At 53.4% G+C, this 20,827-nt stretch carries 18 protein-coding genes; 17 read left to right on the forward strand and 1 reads right to left on the reverse strand.

Features of this window, described 5'->3' with window-relative positions; all coding sequences use genetic code 11:
- Positions 1-2: 2 nt before the first annotated feature.
- The 9 genes from WKI47_RS22785 to WKI47_RS22825 all read left to right on the forward strand — a co-directional run bounded on the left by WKI47_RS22785 (position 3) and on the right by WKI47_RS22825 (position 9,128).
- The gene (locus tag WKI47_RS22785; RefSeq protein WP_340229715.1) at positions 3-875 is read left to right on the forward strand and encodes a type II secretion system F family protein; all 873 of its coding nucleotides are present in this window, start codon (positions 3-5) and stop codon (positions 873-875) included.
- Positions 876-888: 13 nt separating this feature from the next.
- Positions 889-1,767 carry a type II secretion system F family protein gene (locus tag WKI47_RS22790; protein ID WP_340229475.1) on the forward strand — a complete coding sequence of 293 codons (879 nt, stop codon included), beginning with the start codon at positions 889-891 and terminating at the stop codon, positions 1,765-1,767.
- 50 nt (positions 1,768-1,817) lie between these two features.
- The gene (locus tag WKI47_RS22795) at positions 1,818-2,015 is read left to right on the forward strand and encodes a Flp1 family type IVb pilin (RefSeq protein WP_340229476.1); all 198 of its coding nucleotides are present in this window, start codon (positions 1,818-1,820) and stop codon (positions 2,013-2,015) included.
- A 76-nt stretch (positions 2,016-2,091) separates the two neighbouring features.
- The gene (locus WKI47_RS22800) at positions 2,092-2,724 is read left to right on the forward strand and encodes a pilus assembly protein (RefSeq protein ID WP_425355499.1); all 633 of its coding nucleotides are present in this window, start codon (positions 2,092-2,094) and stop codon (positions 2,722-2,724) included.
- A 396-nt stretch (positions 2,725-3,120) separates the two neighbouring features.
- Positions 3,121-5,112 carry a hypothetical protein gene (locus WKI47_RS22805; RefSeq protein WP_340229478.1) on the forward strand — a complete coding sequence of 664 codons (1,992 nt, stop codon included), beginning with the start codon at positions 3,121-3,123 and terminating at the stop codon, positions 5,110-5,112.
- A gap of 16 nt (positions 5,113-5,128) precedes the next feature.
- Complete coding sequence (locus tag WKI47_RS22810; protein WP_340229479.1) at positions 5,129-6,082, forward strand: TadE family protein; 954 nt, start codon at positions 5,129-5,131, stop codon at positions 6,080-6,082.
- A gap of 120 nt (positions 6,083-6,202) precedes the next feature.
- A complete protein-coding gene (locus tag WKI47_RS22815) occupies positions 6,203-6,718 on the forward strand; it encodes an A24 family peptidase (protein ID WP_340229480.1) in 516 nt (171 codons plus the stop codon).
- Positions 6,719-6,730: 12 nt separating this feature from the next.
- On the forward strand, positions 6,731-8,629 hold the full coding sequence (locus WKI47_RS22820; RefSeq protein WP_340229481.1) for a DUF6382 domain-containing protein: 1,899 nt from the start codon (positions 6,731-6,733) through the stop codon (positions 8,627-8,629).
- Positions 8,630-8,687: 58 nt separating this feature from the next.
- Positions 8,688-9,128: a PD-(D/E)XK nuclease family transposase gene (locus WKI47_RS22825; RefSeq protein WP_340229482.1), complete on the forward strand. Its 441-nt coding sequence runs from the start codon at positions 8,688-8,690 to the stop codon at positions 9,126-9,128.
- A 234-nt stretch (positions 9,129-9,362) separates the two neighbouring features.
- Here WKI47_RS22825 and WKI47_RS22830 read toward each other — a convergent pair whose 3' ends face one another.
- The gene (locus WKI47_RS22830) at positions 9,363-10,274 is read right to left on the reverse strand and encodes a TIGR01777 family oxidoreductase (RefSeq protein WP_340229483.1); all 912 of its coding nucleotides are present in this window, start codon (positions 10,272-10,274) and stop codon (positions 9,363-9,365) included.
- 224 nt (positions 10,275-10,498) lie between these two features.
- On the opposite strand from WKI47_RS22830, the gene WKI47_RS22835 reads away from it, so the two are divergent.
- The 8 genes from WKI47_RS22835 to WKI47_RS22870 all read left to right on the forward strand — a co-directional run bounded on the left by WKI47_RS22835 (position 10,499) and on the right by WKI47_RS22870 (position 20,820).
- Positions 10,499-11,626, forward strand: a complete 1,128-nt coding sequence (locus WKI47_RS22835; RefSeq protein WP_340229484.1) for a deoxyribonuclease IV — start codon at positions 10,499-10,501, stop codon at positions 11,624-11,626.
- Between the two features lie 51 nt (positions 11,627-11,677).
- Positions 11,678-12,577 carry a formyltetrahydrofolate deformylase gene (gene purU / locus WKI47_RS22840; RefSeq protein WP_340229485.1) on the forward strand — a complete coding sequence of 300 codons (900 nt, stop codon included), beginning with the start codon at positions 11,678-11,680 and terminating at the stop codon, positions 12,575-12,577.
- 222 nt (positions 12,578-12,799) lie between these two features.
- The gene (locus tag WKI47_RS22845) at positions 12,800-15,202 is read left to right on the forward strand and encodes a DUF7408 domain-containing protein (RefSeq protein ID WP_340229486.1); all 2,403 of its coding nucleotides are present in this window, start codon (positions 12,800-12,802) and stop codon (positions 15,200-15,202) included.
- Positions 15,199-16,128, forward strand: coding sequence for an ABC transporter ATP-binding protein (locus tag WKI47_RS22850; RefSeq protein ID WP_340229487.1), 930 nt, complete (start codon positions 15,199-15,201; stop codon positions 16,126-16,128). Before WKI47_RS22845 ends, WKI47_RS22850 begins: the two co-directional genes overlap by 4 nt.
- The gene (locus tag WKI47_RS22855; protein ID WP_340229488.1) at positions 16,125-17,123 is read left to right on the forward strand and encodes an ABC transporter permease; all 999 of its coding nucleotides are present in this window, start codon (positions 16,125-16,127) and stop codon (positions 17,121-17,123) included. Before WKI47_RS22850 ends, WKI47_RS22855 begins: the two co-directional genes overlap by 4 nt.
- Before the next feature lie 44 nt (positions 17,124-17,167).
- Positions 17,168-18,880: a phage tail tape measure protein gene (locus WKI47_RS22860; protein WP_340229489.1), complete on the forward strand. Its 1,713-nt coding sequence runs from the start codon at positions 17,168-17,170 to the stop codon at positions 18,878-18,880.
- A 51-nt stretch (positions 18,881-18,931) separates the two neighbouring features.
- Positions 18,932-19,921: a MoxR family ATPase gene (locus tag WKI47_RS22865; RefSeq protein ID WP_340229490.1), complete on the forward strand. Its 990-nt coding sequence runs from the start codon at positions 18,932-18,934 to the stop codon at positions 19,919-19,921.
- Positions 19,918-20,820 carry a DUF58 domain-containing protein gene (locus WKI47_RS22870; RefSeq protein ID WP_340229491.1) on the forward strand — a complete coding sequence of 301 codons (903 nt, stop codon included), beginning with the start codon at positions 19,918-19,920 and terminating at the stop codon, positions 20,818-20,820. The genes WKI47_RS22865 and WKI47_RS22870 overlap by 4 nt, the downstream gene beginning before the upstream one ends.
- Positions 20,821-20,827: the final 7 nt, after the last annotated feature.

The raw sequence follows: 20,827 nt of genomic DNA on the forward strand, positions 1-20,827 counted from the left end.
GCATGAACGCAAGCGGAGCCCGCAGGCCGGCCACGGGCAAAGCCGCGTCCGGGAAAGGAGTTCCGCAGCGCGGAGGCCCGCCTGGTCCCGTGGGGACGTCATCCGCAACTTCCGCTTCGCCAGCGGATAAATTGCGCGACTATACGACGTATAAGCTGGCGGGATACGAGAAAGTTTTGAGCATGATCGTTGTGGCCGGCGTTTTGTTTGCGGTCGGCATGATCTTTTACAACATGTGGTTGCTTGCTTTTCTGCTGACGATCCCCGCGTTAAAAGCGCCGAAGATGTGGCAGAAAAGACAGATCGAACGCAAGCGAACATTGTTGAAGTTGCATTTTAAGCAGGCGCTCTACTCGCTGTCCTCGTCGATGGCAGCCGGACGGTCTGTTGAAAACGCGTTTCGGGAAGCCGCGAAGGATCTGGAGCTGTTGTACCCTGGGGGAAATAGCGACATGATTCGCGAGCTGGACGTCATTACGACGCGATTGGAGTACGGCGAACCGATCGAATCGGCACTGCTCGACTTTGGTCGGCGAGCGAAGATCGAAGATATCGACAACTTTATCGATGTCTTCGTGACTTGCAAACGCACCGGCGGCGACTTGATCGAAGTTGTGCGGCGCACATCAACCGTAATCGGGGAGAAGATGGATATCCAGCAGGATATTTCGGTCATGATCGCGCAGAAAAAATTCGAATCGAATATTTTGCTGGCGACGCCGTTCATCTTCATTCTGTTTATCAACGCTTCGGCGCCTGAATTTATGGCTCCGCTGTATGGCACTCCGATGGGGATTATTCTGGCTAGCGTCGGCCTCGGCTTGCTGTTTCTAAGTGCCTGGCTGATGGGACGCATCATGAATATTCAAATCTAAGCGGGGTGAAGGCATGATTGTAACACTGATTTCGGGAGTTCTGCTGTTGGTCTTGGTAGTTGTGCTATTGATAGCGGCAACCAAAAGAACGAAAGCGCACAAAAAAATCGCCGCGCTGCCGATGGATGGTATTCGTTTAAGAGGTCTGCTGCCATTGATGCTGGTATTGGTTGAACATATGCGGGTTGCCGCAAGGTTCCCGATCTTTTTCCACAAGCTTCAGTCTTCGGTGCAAAGAGGCGAAGGTCTGCGCGATAGCGCGGAGCGGACGATGCTGTTTATGGCGCAAATGCTGCTGTATGCAGTGCTGCTATTGATATTCGGCTGTGCGATGGCAATCGGCAACGGCGGTTCGGTAGCCTGGTTGGCGATTGGGATGGGGATGGCTGTGGTCCTTCCTTTTGCCCTGATCAAAGACCTGGCTGCCAAAGTGAAAAAACGTGAGGATAAGATCCTGATGGAGCTACCGGAAATGTTGAACAAAATTGTGCTGTTGGTCGGTGCAGGTGAGACGGTCCAGCAAGCGATCGTACGTTGTTCGCAGCAAAAAGAAGGCAGTGACCATCCGCTGTATAAGGAACTTGACCGGATGGTGACGGAATGGCGTAGCGGCGATCCGTTCCACCAGGCGTTCGAACAGTTCGGCAAACGTTGCGGCGTGCAGGATGCGACGGTCTTCGTGACTACGGTTCTGCTCAATCATAAGCGCGGAGGCGGAGAGTTCGCGATGGCGCTGAGGGATTTGTCGAGAACGCTGTGGGACAAGCGCAAGGCGCTGGGAAGGATTCAAGGGGAGAAAGCTTCGTCGAAATTGGTGTTTCCGATGGTGCTGATTCTGTTGGTCGTGATGCTGATGGTCGGGGGACCGGCTATGATGTTGATTCAAATGTAAGGAACGTTCAAGTTTTTATTTTGAGTTTTCTATTCTAAGGAGGAATATTCATGCTGCAAGCGATCGGTAACAAGGTCAAAGGATTTTGGAAGGAAGAAGATGGTTTGGGGACGTTGGAGATCATTTTGATTATTGCGGTGACGGTGGTTATCGCGCTTTTGTTCAGAAAACAAATTGCTACTCTTATGAACAACCTGTTCACTAAGTTGAATACGCAAACCAATCAATTCTTTGAAGACGTCAAGTGATCGTATGCATCAACCTGCAACGACAAAATTCATACACGACTCTAGCGGTAGATTTACTGTTGAATCCGCTCTAGTCATGCCGATGATCATGCTCTGCGTCATCATGATCCTTATGCTCTGCCTCTACCTTTACCAAAGCGCGATGCTCGTCCAAGCCTCAGCGATTACGTCCGAACGCGCCGCATATAGCTGGAACAATCAACATAAGGACGCGCGTACGGGTAGTTTTGGTGAAAATCCTGAGGAGAAAGAAGGGCTTTACTGGCGTCTGACCGACGACCAACTGCTCGCAGCGCTGTTCAGCGGTGTTGGCGGAGAGACGGCGGCAGAAACGATCCGTGTTCCGGGAGGGCCAGGCGGATCGCTGAGTGCAACCAAAATGGCAAAGGCGGCAACGCAGCTTCCGGCAGGCATGGACGGGACGATGACCAGCGAGCGCGGACTGCTGCATCCGATTACGACGGTATTGTACACACCGCTCAATCTGACTCCGATCAAGCGGATCGCGGGAGATAAAATGGGGGGCGCGCAATACTCGACGGTCGTCGAACCTGTGGAATTTATCCGCAATATCGAACTGGTGCGTTATTATGCGGGCAAGTTTAAAGCAGACGAAGCTGTACCTGCCGAAGAAAAAGGCGGAGAAGCCGTAGCGATGACGCCCAAGAATGCCGGAGTTCAATTGAGCAAGGTGGCAAAAAAGAAGTGACCGAAAAACGAACAAAAGCCGGGATGTACGATTGGGGATGCTTTCCGGCTTGGGGGTGAAAAGTTGAAATTTAAATCAAAAAAAAGTAGAGGTTGGCGCCCATTTACACCGAAGCCTCGTCTTTGGAAGAAAGAGCACGGTTCGATCACTATTTTTCTAAGCTTGGTTCTGGCAGTCATGCTGGCATTCGTTGCGATCTTTATTGACTATTCACGGATGGCGGCATTGAAGGCCAAAAGTGAACGGCTTGTACATGCCGCCACGCGCTCGGTAATGTCGGCATACATACCGGAATTACAAAGTAGTTATGGACTATTTGCCTATGGTGAAACAGATCCGTCCTTGATTTTCTCGGGCGTGCTTGAGCGAAGCCTTGAGTACAAGGCGCGAGAGGATATGCTACCGATCATGGATGCCAAGTTGGTGTCTTCTTCGGTAGAACTCAGTCGTGAACTGGGCAATTACGAAGTTTTTAAAACGCAAATTAATGAAGAAATGAAATATAAAGCACCGGTTAACTTTGCGATTGAAGTGGTTGGACGATTCAAACCAATGTCGCAGACGATGAAGGAAGCTTCGGGTGCGGTTGAAGTGCTTGAAAAAGTACAGAAGCTATATGACAAGCGTGAAGCCGAATTAGATAAAATGCTCGAATTAATGAAGAAAGCCGGGCAGCGAACAGACGGCGTGGTCACGAGCATCGGGACGGCCGGAAGCGGCGGAACCGGCGACATCGCTGACTCTCCGCTTAGCGGAAGCGTATCGACAGCAACCGATATGGCTGCGCAATACCACGATTATAAGGTACAAAAAGACCGGGTTTCTTCCGAAACGCCGCCTCCGGAAAAAATAACTGTACCGGTAGGGCTGGATGAGGAAACGAGAGAAGAAGACAATCCGAGTTTTTTGGAATGGCTGAACTTGTTATTAAGAATCGATCAGTACGAAAGGGAGTCGGGAAGTGCTATAGCACGCGTCAATCATGCCGTAGGAACTGCTTTTCCGCCTCATACGAATGACTTGATCAAGGCGAGAGAGCATTTGCTCAAAGCCAAAGAGTATAACGCGGAAATGTCTGCGGTTATCGCGACGATAGGAACAAGGAGTGCAGACGAAGCCTATGATACCGTTACGCGCTCGGATATTCCGGGTGCAGAAGGCGGTCCGTCCGGCACTACGTCAGAGATTCGCGAAGAAATGAAAAAGCTGCCTTTAAACGCTGAGTTCTTTACTGAAATGGAGAAACATATCACGGATCAAGAAACGGACTTCGTCTTCATGAAATCCAAAGTGGAGCTGCTGGAAAGCATACTCCCTCGTGCCTTTGGCGATTCAGGAATGAGCGCGTACAATCTAAAGCTTAATGTGGCTACCGCCGGTCAGGCTTCTTCCCAATACAACGGTCGCTACGGAAGCGGAGGCAGCGTGATCAAAGCGATTGAGGCAAGGTTTGCGGAACATCGCACGCACGAGGAACAACGCAAAGAATTTGAAAAGCAGGCCAAAGGCGAGCTTGAAAAAGCGAATGAGCTGATTAAATTCCTTTCCGAATCAAAAGGCCATCTTGAAGATTTTCAAGAGGTCGAGAAATACTTTCAGGAAAACATCGATCTGAATCGCGCGTCCGTCGAAGCTCTTGAGACAACAGCCAGAGAAGAGGACCCTGCTGCGGCAGGAAAAGATTCCATGGAAAAAATGGACGGATTTTTCGGAGGAATTTCGGGGATGTTGGATGCGACAGGCGATCGGCTATTGCAAAACGAATACGCCTCCGATCATTTCTCCAATTTTGATTTCTCTAAAGTAGAGGCATTGATGAAACCCGGTGCTTCAATTGACGGAGCGGCGGCCGCAGAACTGCTCTCGATCGATCAGCAAGAGTTGGAGTATATCCTTTATGGATTTGGCAACCCGGCAGGGAATCTTGCAGCGGCTTACGGCGAAATTTTCGCTATGCGTCTGGCGATTCGGACGATGGAAGCATTGGTCGATCCGACAATCCTGGCGTTCGGCAATCCACTCGTAATCCTGGCAAAAGCGATCTTGGAAGGCTTGAGGGCGGCGGTTGCCGATATGACAACGCTGATCACCGTAGGACATATTGATTTGGCCAAGACCCTTCCGATCAAACTGACCTACAAAGACCACTTAAGACTGTTCTTATTCGCACATCCAGGGAACGATAACCGTCTGTCCCGAATGTTGGCACTGATCCGTTTCGATACGGGTGTCAACCCGGATGATCACTATACCTACCTGTCAGGCGATACGGCGATGTCAATACCGATCTGGTTCCTGCCAGGCGTCATGAAAACGTTCGGTGTTGGCGGAGGTACTTGGACAGGCAAAGCGTACACGGTCGATCTACAAGCGGACTATTCTTATTGATTGACGGAGGCGGAACATGAAGCGAATGTACAAAAAGCTCCGGCGGGCTGCCGGTGAACGGGGCAGCATCGCTGTAGAAGCGTCGCTTGTCCTGCCTATTTTCCTTTTTACGTTCATTTTCTTGGCTTATATTGTGCAAATGACTGCCTACTCAACCGTTTTGCAAACAACTGCCTCAGAAGCTGCGAAGCAAGTGTCCACTCATTTGTATCCGGTACAGATGGCAGCGGATCATTTAAGCAAAACGGAGCCTATTGCGAAGGGATTGCAAGGATTTTCGAAGATTTCTTTCAGCGAGTTGGCGGCTACTTATGCGTCTTCGCTTCCGGAGCCGATCGGAGGCTGGGTAGCGGAAGCCGCAGCCAGCGGGGACGTTCCTCTTCAATCGCTAAAGGATGAAATATCTTCGGCTGTACTTGACCCTGTCATTAAGCCGCTACTCCAGCCTCTGATCAAGGACGGTCCGCTCGATATGGATAAGCTGCATGTGATCGGGATTACGATTCCGACAACGGGGGCAAGTAATCAACCGTACTTCGGCGTGGAACTGACTTATGAAATGCCGCTTCGGGTTCCTTTTACAGGGAAAGCCATGTCCATACGTGCCAAAGCAGAGGAGCGAGCGTGGATTGGCGATACGGGAGAGACAGCTGCCACAAGCAGCACAGATCCGAGTGCAGGTAGCGGAACAGCCACGATTACTTCCGTACCTAGTCCCGCTTATCGGGGAAGCCGGGCCACGGTTACGGCGAAGATTGAACCGGGTCAGACAGCTACGATCAAGGTCGTTTATAAAAGCGGTAATAGCCGGGCGCGTTATCTGGGACAACAAACCGCAGATGCTTCGGGGAATCTTTCCTGGACCTGGTTGGTTGGCGGCAATACGACTCCCGGCGAATGGGCGCTTGTTGTAGACACTGGGAGTGGAGCGACGGCGGAAGCCTCCTTCGAGGTTCGGGTTCCGGACTAAGCAAAAGAGACAAGCAACCAACACCGGCGATACCGCAGATCGGACAGGATATCGCACGCAAGAACCGGTCCGGTATCGCGGGCGTTGGGGCAAGTAAGGAAAAAGAAACGAGGGAACAAAATGAATGATATTCTGGCCTATATCGGCTGTGGTTGCTTTTTGGCTGTTGCATTTATGTCGGATGTTCGAACCCGGAAAATCCCGAACTGGCTTAATCTGACCTTTGTTTCTACCGGGCTGATTTATCAAGGTGCCGTTCACGGGCTGGACGGGCTGTTGTTTGCGGCGAAAGGATGCGCGATAGGCTTTGTTGTACTGTTCGCATTGTATTTGCTTGGCGCGGTCGGAGCGGGAGATGTGAAATTGTTTGCCGGGATCGGAGCTTGGACAGGGACTTTGTTTGCTGCCCAAACGTTGCTGTATTCGATTTTATTTGCGGGAGCGATCGGTCTTGGCATTTTAATCTGGCGTCGTGAAAGTATGCGCCGGATCAAACGGATTTTCAGCAGCTTTGTAGGCGTGTTTATGTTTCGCAGTCTCACGCCGCTTGCTTCGGATCGGGCTAATCATCTGACGTTTCCTTTTATGTGGGCGGTTCTGCCCGGCGCATTGGCCGGATACTTTTATATGTACTAAGGAGTGTTTGATGTGGAAGAGTTTGTCACCGATTTTATCCAAAGCGATACGACTTATATGGTGCTGAAAAACAAACGGAAACTGAGCGGGGACGATTTGAACCGTATTCAAGTCAAGATGTTGGCATCATCGAATGTTCCGCATGTACTCGATTTGCATGTGCGCGAAGTTGATGCCGAAGCGGAACTGCATTATAACATCGGCGGCAAAAGAATGTTATCGACTTGCATGAAAACGGAAAAAATCACCTTGGTCGAATATTATGCGCTGCTGTTGCAAATCGTGACGGCGCTTGAATACGGGATGACTTATATGCTGAATCCAAACGGATTTTTGCTTAAAGAGGACTATATGTTCGTGGAAGGGCCGTTGTCGGAAGGAACGGTGTATCTGACGTATTTGCCTCTTAACAAGTCGGTTGAACTTGCGCCTAGTCGTGAACGGATCGGCGGACTTGCGGCACGTTGGATGGCCTCCGTCGATGATTTGCGAGGTAGTGGAGTTCAGCGTATTTTGCAAATGTGCGAGCAATCTTCATTTTCGCTACAATCTCTGAAAAATCTGTTGATCGGTTTGTTGGCGGGCAGCGGTAAGCAACCCACCGGAGGCTTGGCGGCTGCGGGTGCCGCGGCTCCCAAACCGTTTGCTGCGATGGGAGACTACCGGGATATACAACATGGAGCACGAGGCTCCAATGGTAATGGTTATGATGGTTCTGCGCCACAAGGAAGCTGGCCGCAAGAGAACTCTTATGGAGGATACTCTGCTGCATCAAGCGGAGGGGCGGCTTACGGAGAATCTGCGTCTGCTTTTTCGATGAATAATCGTACTAGTATGCCATACCAACAAGCGACTCCAACTAAAAATAGGTATGCTCAAGCGCCTGCTGAGCAATGGAGATCGGGACCCATGGCAGAAGCTTCGACCGTAGAGCAAGAAGAAACCACTGGGCGTCGTGCTCTATTTGGCAGCGGTAGTCGTCGAAGCAATAAGGGTAAGGGACAACTGTCGGAGAAAAACCCGGAAAGTGGAGTGCCGTCCGAAGAAGCGGTCGAAGACAATAAAAATGGACGCTTAGTCGTTCCGTTGATCTGTGTGATGCTGCTGGTTGTTTTATGGAAATTTTTATACTTGGATAGCCCGGGAACCATGAATTTATTGATTTGTGTAGTGGCGACGCCTATTCTGCTCGTATTTGCTTATCTGGGCTGGGCGCGCAAACTGAAATTCGGAAAACGCGGCGCAGATCGTATGCAGGAGGAAGAGGAAGCAGCGGCTCTTTCCGCTTCCTGGCAGGAGCCGCGAGGTGCTTCCGGTCATCGCGTCTTTTATGGACAGCAGGAGAATGAATCTGTTCCGGCCGTAAACAGAAACGCGGCTGGAGAATGGAATGCCGCAGGAGACTCCGGAAATGAAGGATTTCAGCTTCCGGATTTTCTTAAGCCTTCGCAGCGTTACGGTGGAGGACGAAGTGATGAATTCCATGCCCCATCTTCTGCACCTTCTGCGTTTCCCGGCACGGGAATGCTGGTACCTCCAGCTTCGCAACCCACGGTAATGTTGGATGGAGGCCGTGGAGCCGGGCAGTCAGGTAGTCCTTCTAGCAGTTCCCGATATCGATTGGAACGTCTGGAAAATGGTTCACTGCCTAAAAGTATTGTTCTACCCATGGGCAGCTTTACGATCGGTCGTTCAGAAGACGTATCGCAACATGTCGAAACGGCGGCAGGTATATCTCGGGCACATGTCGAGTTGGAGCTGACAGGCGCACAATGCACCATCAAGGATATCGGTTCGCGCAATGGCACGATACTGAACGATGAAGCACTTACTCCGTACAAAGCTTACGATTTGAATGAAGGAGATACCTTTAAAATCGCGGATATTTCTTATACTCTGCGGTGCGGGTAGTCCGAAATTTGGTATAGTAAAAAAAGAAAAGAAGCGGGGTTGAAGTTCGTGGAAATGCTTGATCCCAGAATCGATTTCGCGTTCAAACGCTATGCAGCGCAGCTTCTCGAAGGCGATCAAGCTAATCGACGATATGGAGATTCGTTTTTCGGAATTGCCCAAGCTTGACGATACGTTGCCGAGCCAGGGCGGCTTGGAAAACTGGTTATGGTTCCTTAGCGGCGTAGAATTCGAACATTGGGAGGCGTTGAAAACGAACGAACCGAAATTGGACAAAGCGATGGATACGTTGCAGTATTTGAGCCAGGATTCGAAAGCCCGTCGTTTGTACGAAGCCCGTCAATGTTATCTGCACGATGAGGCTTCAATGCGTCATGCGGGTATGCAGGAGGGCGTTGAGAAAGTTGCCCGAAACCTGCTGCGATTGAATTTGGATATGGATACGATTATCCAGGCTACCGGCTTGACGGAGCAGGAGGTTTTGGCGTTAAAAGAGTAGCGGTTTGATCCAATACCCTGTAATCGATAAAGGTAAGGTTGGACAAGCTGCTCGTACCATGACCGCTTACGATGTTAGGTTACGTCCATCAAAACCCCGCTTGGACCGTGCGCGTTTTAGCCGAACTTAAACCTGCAATTTATTCAAGACAAGCTACTAATACATCGCGAAAAGAGTCGGTTCAGCCATTCTGAACCGACTCTTTTGTATGTGCAGATCTATTACGAATAAGGTTCAATCCTCTTCTTTTTCCAACTCCCGAATCGCTTGCTCCACATCCGTATACGCGAAAACGAAACCTGCTTCCTGTGCGGCTACGGGAATGACATGCTGGCCGCCGATGACCATGACCGACATTTCGCCGAGTACGGTACGCAGCAGAGGGGCCGGGACGGGGAACCAATGCGGGCGATGGATCACGCGTCCGATCGTTCGGCCCAACTCGTTTTGTCTCACGGCGTTCGGAGCTGCGGCGTTGACCGGACCTTCCACCTGCGGATGTGTCAAAGCGAACTCGAATAGCGAAGTCAGATCGTCGATATGAATCCACGACATCCATTGGCGCCCGCTGCCCAGACGTCCTCCGCCCATCAGTTTATAAGGCAGCTTCAGCGTCGGGTAGACGCCGGCTTCCCGGCCCAAAACCAATCCGATACGCATTTTGACCAACCGAACGCCGGGAATCTGGCCGATCGCGTTCGCCGAATTTTCCCATTTGATCGATAACTGGGAAGGGAAATCCTGCCCGCCCGGAGCCGAACTTTCATCGAAAATTTGATTGTCGTCGGTTCCGTAAATGCCGATCGCGGAAGCTTGAACGAATACCGACGGCGGATGCTCCAGGCTGCGAATCGCGTCGGTCAGCTTTTGCGTGGCTTCCAGTCTCGAACGCTCCATCTCTGCTTTGGCTTTGTCGGTCCAACGCTGATTGAGCGACGATCCAGCCAGGTTGACGATACCGTCGCATCCCGAGAGAACGCGCGGATTTTGAGCGATTTCGTTCCAGGTCAGCACCGAAGTCCCCGATGGGTTGCCTTGTTCCGGTTTTTTGCGGGAGATCACGACGACTTCATGCCCGGCCGCTTTGAGTTTTTCCGTTAACTTTTTTCCGATGAATCCTGTTCCTCCGCTGATCGCGATCTTCATGTCGGGCCTCCTTGTTCGACAGCTGCGTGTCCGCTGCCGTATCCGTAAAATTTGCTGCTTTCTTTCTATTAAACGCCGTTCTTCGATACAATACAAATTTCGCTGCGCTTATTTCCTCTTTGTACTTACTCATGGATTTCTTGCCCGCTTCACGTTAGAATATAACAAGGTTTGGACGGTTGTTGGAGTTCAGCAACGACCGCAGACAAAGAGGAGGATGAATCATGCTTAAAATCGGCTCCCATGTGTCCTTTTCGGATAAGGGACTGGTGAGCGCGGCGAACGAAGCGAACAGCTACGGATCGACGTCGTTCATGATATATACCGGGGCTCCGCAAAATACGCGGCGCAAGCCTATCGACACGATGAACATTGAAGAAGGCCGACAATTGATGGAGAAAAACGGCGTGCCCGAGATCGTGGTGCATGCGCCGTACATCGTCAATTTGGGCTCGTACAAAGACGCGACGTATGAGCTGGGCGTCAGCTTTTTGCAGGAAGAAATTCGTCGCACGCATGCAATCGGAACCAAACAAATCGTGCTGCATCCCGGCGCGTTTACGGATAAAGACGTGGAATACGGCATTGAACGTATCGCGGCTGGCCTGACGGAAGTGTTGAAAGGCGTCGCGGAAACGGATGTCAATATCGCGCTTGAAACGATGGCGGGCAAAGGCACGGAAGTCGGCCGCTCGTTCGAGGAACTGGCGCGGATTATCGACAAAGTGCCGCATAACGGTCGTTTGAGCATTTGTATGGACACCTGCCATATTCACGACGCGGGTTATGACGTTGCGGGCGATTTCGACGGCGTGCTGAAGCAATTCGACGATATCGTGGGCTTGGATCGCCTTGCCGTGATGCATATTAATGATAGTAAAAATCCGTCCGGCGCGAAAAAAGACCGTCACACGCCGATTGGCGCAGGCTGGATCGGGTTTGACGCTATTAATAAGGTCGTGAACCATTCGTCGCTGAGCCATCTTCCGTTTATTTTGGAAACGCCGTGGATCGGCAAAGACGTCAAAACGCAGCGTCCGATGTACGAAGTCGAGATCGCGCTTCTGCGCGGCACCGTAGGTGAGCGATTTGGTCCGGGCTTTGCGGAAGACGTCGAGAAGCTGCATGCGTTTTTCGCGTCGCAGGGGATCGATCCTCGTGCATTCACATTGGATGTATGGTCGGTGCTGAAAAACGATGCCAAAGCCAAAAAGGCCGATCCCCGCGAGCCGCTTGATCGGTTGTACGACTTGGCCGTAGAAGCGGCAGTGCTGCCCAACGCTTCGGAAGAAGAGTTGAACAAACGTCTGATCGGCGTGCTGGCAGGCAAAGAAGCATTGGCACGTTTTTGATTTTTTGGGCACACCAGCGTTTTTACCAGACCTAAGGGGGATTCACGAATCATGGAGCTTCATATCAAAACTGCGGGTTCCGCAGGTCAACAACAACCGGAAAACCGTGCACGCATGCTTATTTCATGTCCGGACGGTCCTGGAATCGTATCGGCCGTATCTCGTTTCTTGTTCGATCACGGAGCGAATATCGTACAGTCCGATCAGTATACGATGGACCCGGACGGGGGCATGTTTTTCATGCGCATCGAGTTCGATCTCGAAGGTCTGACAGACAAGCAATCGAAGCTGGAAGCGGACTTTAACGAGATCGCGCAGCGTTTTTCGATGGATTGGAAAATCTACCGCGCGGCCAAAAAGAAAAAGCTCGCTATCTTCGTGTCCAAAGAAGACCATTGCCTGGTGGAGCTGCTGTGGCAATGGCAGGCCGGCGATCTGGATGCGGAAATCGCGGTCGTCGTCAGCAATCATCCGGATATGCGCGAATATGTGGAGTCTTTCGGTATCGAATATCGTCATATTCCGGTCACGAAAGACAACAAGCCTGAAGCGGAGCGTCAACAGTTGGAAGCGGTCGGCGACGATATCGATCTGATCGTTTTGGCGCGTTATATGCAGATCGTTTCGCCGTACTTTATCGAAAATTATCGCAACCGTATCATCAATATCCACCATTCGTTCCTCCCGGCGTTCGTCGGCGGCAAGCCGTATGCGCAGGCTTACGATCGAGGCGTGAAAATTATCGGCGCGACCGCTCACTATGTGACGGAAGAGCTGGACGGCGGCCCGATCATCGAACAGGACGTACAGCGGGTCAGCCACCGCGACGACGTGCCCGAACTCAAGCGGATCGGACGCACGATCGAACGGGTCGTACTGGCGCGTGCGGTAAAATGGCATGCGGAAGACCGCATTCTGGTGCACCATAACAAAACCGTCGTTTTTAATTAAGACAAAACCGTAAACTATTGTTTCCGTAACAAACAGCTGCTGAAGGTCGTCTTTAATAAGGGGAAGTCTCAGCAGCCGATCCCATATCATTTTGCAGCCGAAAGGCGCATAGAGGCGGCCTGTTGAGCGATCAACAGGCTGCTGTCGTTGTTGGGTTTGTAAAATTTAGTTATTTATGGCGCTTGGTCGCTAGAAGAGTTTTGAAAACGAAAGGAGAATATTATGTTTGCATGGATGAAACGGATCGTCCGAAGTTGTGCGGCGTTGCTGCTCCCGTTTGCGCTGATTGCGGCTTTGCTGCCGGCACTGCCGACGAAAGCGAGCGCCGTCGATCTGATGGCCCACCTTAACGTGACGACCGAATTCGGTTACGGAGGCAAAATCAATGACGGCCGTTGGAATCCGTTGAAAGTGACGTTGGCCAGCGATCGCGATTTATCCGGCGATCTGGTCGTGCAAGTCGCGCCGCAAAACGGAATGAGCGAAAGTACATATGTGCGCCATGTCGAGCTTCCGGCCGGAACGGCCAAAGAAGTAACGCTGGCGATTCCGGGAGGTTCTTATTCCCGAAATACGAGTATGATCCGGTTTTATCCGGAGTCGGTGGAAAAAGGCAGTTCTTTGCCGTTCAGCGAAGGGCGCGCCTACCTGTCGAGTTCGAGTCAGTACGGAGGACTCGTCGGCGTGTTGGCGTCCGATCCCGATACGATGAATTTCCTGAATCTGCTTCAAGGCAGCGGTCAGCCGGTCAGCATCGCGCCGCTCGAAGCGGCGGATATCGGCGACGATCCGTTGCTGCTTGACGGGCTTGATGTATTGGTCATGAATGATTTTGCTTCCGATACGTTGAGCGAAGGGCAAAGCAACGCGATTCGGACCTGGGTAGAACGCGGCGGCGCCCTTGTGATCGGAGGCGGCGCGGGGTACGCCAAAACGGTCGGCCCACTGGCTGATTTGTCGCCGGTGGAAGCTTCGGGCGGAACCACAGCGGCGTCCGCAGCACCTTTGGCATCCGGAGGCGGAGGCAAAACGCTTGCCGCCGGCACGTCACTGACGGCGACGCAAGCTTCCGCCAAGCCGGAAGCGGACGTCCGTTACGATAACGACGGTGTTCCGTTGATCGCTTCGATGCCGGTTCAAGCCGGCAAGGTCTGGTATTCGGCGTACGATCTCGCGCTTGAACCGTTGTCTTCCTGGGCGGGCAGTGCCGATCTATGGGGCGGCTTGCTGCAATCCGATCTTCAGACCGTGAATATAAACGGGGGCATGTACGGGAACGCTTATTACAATATGTCATACCTGCTCGATTATTTTCCGTCGCTGCATATGCCGAAACTGAGCGGGCTGGTATGGATGTTGCTGGTCTACGTGATTGTCGTCGCGCCGATTCTGTATCTCGTGCTGCGCAAATTCGACAAGCGCGAATGGGCGTGGGTCTTTATTCCGTTGGTCGCGATCGTATCGAGCGCCGCGATCTATATGGCCGGTTCGTCGGATAAAACGAGCGAGCTTGCGCATACGATCAGCTATGTGAACATGGACGGCGAAGGCAAAGGGGTGAGAAGCAGTTCGACCGCTTTGTTCGTTCCGAATTCAGGCAGTTATACGGTCAATTTTCCAAAGGGAACGCGGGTGTCGATGATGAGTACCGATTCCTGGATGGGGAACACGGGTACAGTCAGCGGCGAGTTGAGCAATTTCGTCCGCGAACAGCCGGATGCTACGCAGCTTCGCCTGGGCGACATGTCGTACTGGTCGGTTGCGAAATTCGGCGTGGAAGAAGCAGGCAGTATCGAAACAGGCCGGTTGAGCACCAAACTTGCGGCTGACGAAACAGGCGAAGTCAGCGGCACCGTAGTTAACGAAACAGAGATGCCTCTTAACGATGCTGCGCTGATTGCCGGCGGGAAATTGTATAAGCTGGGCACTTTGGAGCCGGGCGGATCGGCGTCGCTCGGAAGCTCGATCTTGTTGTCTTCGGGTTATTACGATATCGGAAGTTACCTGTTCCCTTCTCAAACGTCGGCGAACGATCCGTATATCCGTCAGCGCTCGATGGCGCAAAACGTTCAGGTCGGAAGTCCGGTCAACGGCAATACAGGCATTGAGAGCGCGTTCCTGATCGCTTTTGCGGAAAATTCGGATAATACGCTGGATGTCGGCGGCAAGTCGATCACCAACGACCGAATCAGCATGTACACGCAACCGGTATCGGTGGACCTGGTGCAGAACGGCGAAATCAATATCCCTTACGGTTACGTCGGCGGTTCGGTTATCCATACCAATACGACGCAGGTCAGCGATGACGGAATGGGACGGATCAGCGCTTCGCCGGGCACGATGACGATCGGTTATGCTCTTCCGTCTGTGGGCGAAGTCGATTACGGGCAGTTGGACGTGAATCTGCCGGACGGACAGACCCAGACGGCTACGTTTGAACTGTGGAACGAAGCCCAAGGCGATTGGGAGCCGGTCGATTGGAAAGCCGGAGGCGTGTCCCAAACGTACGACAATGCCGCGGATTACGTGAATGAAGGCAATTTGATGCAGCTTCGCGTTCGGGTAAATGAATGGACCACGCTGGCGATGCCGCAAATCAAACTGAAAGGAGCGGTGCAGCCATGATTGAGATCAAAGATCTAAGCAAGCGCTACGGCAATTTTCAGGCGTTGGATCATATTAGCATGAATATTGACGCAGGTACGGTGTTCGGTTTCGTCGGTCCCAACGGGGCCGGCAAGTCAACGACCATGTCGATTCTGGCTACGCTGCTGCTGCCGGATTCCGGCATCGCGAAAGTCAGCGGTTTCGACGTGACCCGGCATCCGAAAGAAGTGCGTCGCAGAATCGGCTATATGCCCGACTTTTTCGGGGTGTACGACCGATTCAAAACGGACGAGTATCTTCATTTTTACGGAGCCAGTTACGGGATTGCGCGCTCGGAGCGGGAGAAGCTGATTCCTCAACTGCTGGAACTCGTCAATCTGTCGGATAAAAAAGATGCTTACGTGGACGGGCTGTCTCGCGGGATGAAGCAGCGTCTTTGTCTGGCGAGAAGTCTCGTGCATGATCCCGAAGTGCTGATTCTCGACGAACCGGCTTCGGGTCTGGACCCGCGTGCCCGGATCGAAATGCGCGAGATTTTGAAAGAGCTCAAACGGATGGGCAAAACGATTATTATCTCCTCGCACATTTTGCCGGAGCTTGCCGAAATGGTGGATCAGATCGGCGTGATCGAGCACGGCCGAATGGTCGCGCAAGGCAAAGTTTCCGATATCCAAAGCCGGATGCGGGTCAATCGGGTACTGCATATTCGTACGCTTGGGCGTCAGGACGAATTGGCAGAGCGTCTTCGCGACGAAGCGCATGTGAATCGGGTGCTGAGCGACGCCAATGGGATTCAGGTTCATTTTAGCGGACAAGATCCGGAGCAAATGCAGCTATTGCGGCGCGTGCTGGAATGGGAATACGAAGTCGTATCGTTTAATGAAGCACAGACCAATCTTGAGGACGTCTTCCTCGAAATTACGAAGGGAGGAGCGGCGACATGAAGGTGAAAAACAAACCCGGCAACGGCGGAAGTCTTTGGATCAATCCGGTGCTCGACAAAGAGTTTCGGCTGCGGATGCGCACGCCGCGCTCGTTTATCGCTCTGTTATCGTATGTGTTGATTCTGGGACTGCTTGCGATCGGATTCATTTACGTCAGCATGGGCTTTCAAAGTCAACAGGCGGGCATGCGGTTCGATCCTTCGGTCAGCCGCATTCTGTTCTACGTCCTCAGTATTGCCCAGCTTGTACTGATCGCGTTCATGACGCCTGCTTTGACGGCCGGGGTTATCAGCGGCGAACGGGAAAAGCAGACGCTGAACATTTTGCTTACGACCCAACAAAGCTCATCCGCGATCGTTTTGAGCAAACTGGCTTCGTCGCTGGCGTTCATGGTGCTGATCGTGCTGGCGACCTTGCCGGTGTACAGTATCGTGTTTTTGTACGGAGGCATTTCGCCTTCGCAGTTGATGTTGGTGTTCCTGTTCTATCTTTTTACGATGCTGCTTCTTGGCGCGATCGGGATCATGTGTTCGACGCTGTTCAAACGAACGATCATTTCGGTCATTATGACGTACGGGATCACCTTAACTATTTTCGTCGTCACGGGCGTTGCTTACCTCCTGCTGTATGCCGTGGTGCAGCAATCGTATTACAGCGGCTCGGTACCTCCGAAATATTCGTGGGTCGGTTTTATTTTGGGACTTAATCCGGTGGGCGCGTTAATCAGCATTTTCGAACCGAATATTTCCAAGCAAGCTTTTCTCGTGAATAGCGGGAATTTGCAAGACGATGCGCCGATCGCGCTTTGGCTGCAATTCCTGTTGGTCTACGCGGTCGCGACCGTGGGTGCGCTTTGGGTCGCGATTCGTCGTATTCGTCCGGTGCGCCGCAAAAGACATACGGACGATGGAAATCAGACTGTAGGTAGCGCAGGCGATAGGACTTCGTCAGACGAAGTTGCGGAAATGAAGCCGACAGAAACACCAAAATTGTGATCGTGAAGTCGTGATCGGCTGGCTAACGCGAAAGGGGAATCGACATGGAGAATATCATGACTTCGATCCGTTCGGTACAGCGCAGGCTGCAAATGTCCAAAACAGGATCTTTTGCCATACGCGGTCTGGCGGTAGGTCTGGCTGCTGCTGCGATCCTGCTCGGCGTGGCGTATCTGGTGCCGATCCCGTATTCCATGGTCTGGGCATTGGCTTGCGCGCTGTCGGGAACAGTGCTGGGAGCGGCCGCCGCTTTTTTGAAACCTGTCGGTGCGGAAAAAGCGGCTCGGGCGATGGATGCGGCAGATCCGGCGGAAGAGCGTCGCGATCTGATGATGACGGCACTGGAATTTCGGCAACAGGAGTCGACCGCGGCCAACTGGCAGCGAGCGCAGGCGGAGGCTTATGGCCGTGAGTTTGCAGCCAAACGCAAAGAACGCCTTCCGTTCGTTTGGAAGTTCGGCAGGATGGCAACGGCTTGTTCGGCGCTTGTCGTCATCTGCGTAATATTGCTTGTATTGCCGAATCCGATGGACCGGGAACTTCGCCAAAGGGCAGAGCAGCAGGCGATGATCGACGCGGAGCAAAAAAAGGCGGAAGCTCTAGCCCAACAATTAAGCGAGGCTCCGATCGAACCGGAAGTCCGTGCGCCGTTGGCGGAAACGGCAGCTAATCTGGCCAAAGAGCTTGGCGATTCGCGGCGTGCCGAGGAAGCGCTGGACAAGATGGAAGAAGCGATGAAGGAGCTTGGGCGCCAAGCGGACGAAGCGGATCAGCAGCAAAAGGAATTGCAGGATTGGGGACGTCGCCTTGCCGCGCAGCAAGCGTTACAGGAAGCGGCCAAGTCTACGCCTATGGATGCTTTGGAACGTGCGGAAGCGTTGAAGAACGCGATGTCCAAAATGTCCGAGCAGCAAAAAAAAGAGCTGGCGAACGCGTTAAAAAACCTCGCCGAACAGGCACCTCAGAGCGGAAAAGAAACGGCGGCTTTGCAGGAAGCGATCAAAAAAGCAGCCGAAGAATTGGCGGCTTCCGGGCAATTGACGGATGAGCAACTTCAGGAACTGGCGGAGAAACTTGCCGCTGCGGCGGCCGAATCCGGATCGCTCGGCGAACAAAGCGAGCTGGCTGCTGCGGCCGCCGCCCAGCTTGCTCAAAGCGGGATGAACATGGCGGGCGAGCTTGCGGCAGCAGGAGTATCCGTGTCCGACACCTGGGGGAGCGGGGGCACCGCCGAAGCGCTCGCGGATGCGGGTTCCGCCAACGGAGAAGGTTCTTCCGGCGAAGGGGGCTCGGGTGAAGGTTCAAGCGGAGAAGAAGGAGCATCGGGTTCTTCGGGCAACGGAGACGGCTCCGGTTCGCAAGGAACGGCTTCCGGTCAAGGATCCGGTCAAGGCCAAGGAAATGGTCAAGGAAGCGGGCAGGGTTCCGGCAGCGGTTCGGGCTCAGGTTCCGGAGGCAATGGAAACGGGCAAGGAGGCAGCGGCGCCGGATGGGGGAACGGCGGACGCGAATTGGTGACGACGCCGAGGGATTTGCAGGGCGAAGGTAATATTCAATCCGACAACGGCCCATCCAGCGGAGGCGACAAGCAGACCGGTGGCGTCTCGCCGACGGTCGACGGGGTCAGCCGTCCTTACGAAGAAGTGTACGGCGAGTATTCCGAGCGTGCCAAGGACTCGATAGGCCGAAGCGATCTGCCGCAAAGCGTGCAGGGATTGGTAGAGAGCTACTTTACTGAAATCCGGCCTGAATCGTAATTAGACAATAACCGATCCGGCCCGTAAGAGGCCGTCAAAGGGGGAAAATCCATGTTGCAAGAAACCGATCGGATCGAGACCTGGAGAAAAACGATGGACGATGTACGCGAGGAGATCGCCCAGGTCATCGTCGGACAAACGGAAACGGTCGAACAGATGTTATGGTGCGTTTTCGCAGGCGGACACGCGCTGCTGGAAGGCATACCGGGATTGGGTAAAACGATGCTGGTCCGTGCGGCCGCGGATACCCTCGACCTGCCTTTTTCGCGGATACAATTCACGCCCGATCTGATGCCGAGCGATATTACCGGCACGGACGTGATCCATTTCGGAGGAGAAGGCGGCGTTTCCGGCGAGTTCCGCAAAGGCCCTCTGTTCGGCAGCATCGTGCTGGCCGACGAAATTAACCGGGCTACGCCCAAAACGCAAAGCGCGTTGCTGGAAGCCATGCAAGAAAAGACCGTAACCATAGGCGGAACGACGCATCGGCTGCCGGAGCCGTTTTTCGTTTTGGCTACGCAGAACCCGCTTGAAAATGAAGGCACGTATCCGTTGCCGGAAGCGCAACTGGATCGTTTTTTGCTCAAGTTGGACGTGGATTATCCTTCGCCGGACGAACTGAAAGAGATCATTCGGCGCACGACGTCTTCGACGAACCGCCAAGCCGTTAAACAAGCGGACGCGGCGTCGCTGCTGGATATCCAGCGCGGCGCCAAAGAAGTCCTGGTAGCCGAAGACGTGCTGGATTACGCGGTACGGCTGCTGATGATGACGCATCCGGATCAAGCGACCGCGCCGGATTCCGTGAAACGGTATGTCCGCTTCGGCTCGGGACCTCGCGGGTTGCAAGCCATGATCGCCGTATCGAAGGTTCGCGCGATCGCGAAAGGCCGTATGCATGTCTCGACCGGCGATATTTTGGCCGCGGCCAAGCCGGCGATGCGCCACCGTCTGCTGCTCAACTTCGAAGGCCAAGCCGAAGGAATCTCGCCCGATACGTTGGTTACGGATATCGCCGATCGCTTGGAGTCTTCAAGATGAAGCCGGAGGAGCTGCTCGGCGCAGATTGGATCGCACGTTTGAATCGGTTGACCTTATCGACCGGTCAGCGCGTGCGCGGGACCCGGCAGGGCAGACGTCGTTCCCGGGAGTTGGGCGCTTCGCTCGAATTCGCGGATTATCGCGAATACTCGCCCGGAGACGACGTGCGCCGATTCGATTGGAGCGTATACGGACGGACGGGGCGCAAAGTCGTTCGACAGTATTTGGACGAGCAAGAGCTTCAGGTTACGTTGTACATGGACGTCTCGCAGTCGATGGCATTCGCCGATGATGGAGGCGCCTCGAAGCTGCTGCATGCCTCCAGACTTGCGGCGAGCATCGGCTATATGACACTTGCCGCCTACGATCGGCTGGGCGTATATCGGGTCGATGAGCGGATCGGAGACGGCATGCCGCTACTGCGCGGACGTCCCGCGACCCATCGCTTGCTGGAATTTCTGGCGGCTTCGGAAGCCGGAGGGCGCGGCGATTTGGCCGAAGCGTTCAAAGATCGATCCCGCTTGCCGAAGTTGCCGGGAATGACCTGGATTTTCTCCGACTGTTGGACGGAACGGGGCGAAGAAGAACTGGAAGAAGCGGTGGCGAGACTTCAGGCGGCCCGTCAGGAAGTGGTGCTTGTTCAAGTGTTGACGCGAGGAGAGATCCAGCCGCGCTTGAGCGGGGATTTGAAATTGATCGACGCGGAGCTGGGCACGTTTAAGGAAGCGGCGTTGACCGGACGTCTGATTGAAGCGTACGAGCAAGAATTTACGGCTTACCGGGGAAGACTGGCGGAGTTTTGCGCGCGCCGCGGCGTGGCTTACGTGCTGGCTCCGGTTGATGTTCCGCTCCGCGAAACGGTGCTGGGTACGATGCGGGAATTGGGCTTAGTCCGTTAGGAAAGGA

It is taken from the genome of Saccharibacillus sacchari, assembly GCF_037722395.1.
GTDB lineage: Bacteria > Bacillota > Bacilli > Paenibacillales > Paenibacillaceae > Saccharibacillus > Saccharibacillus sacchari_A.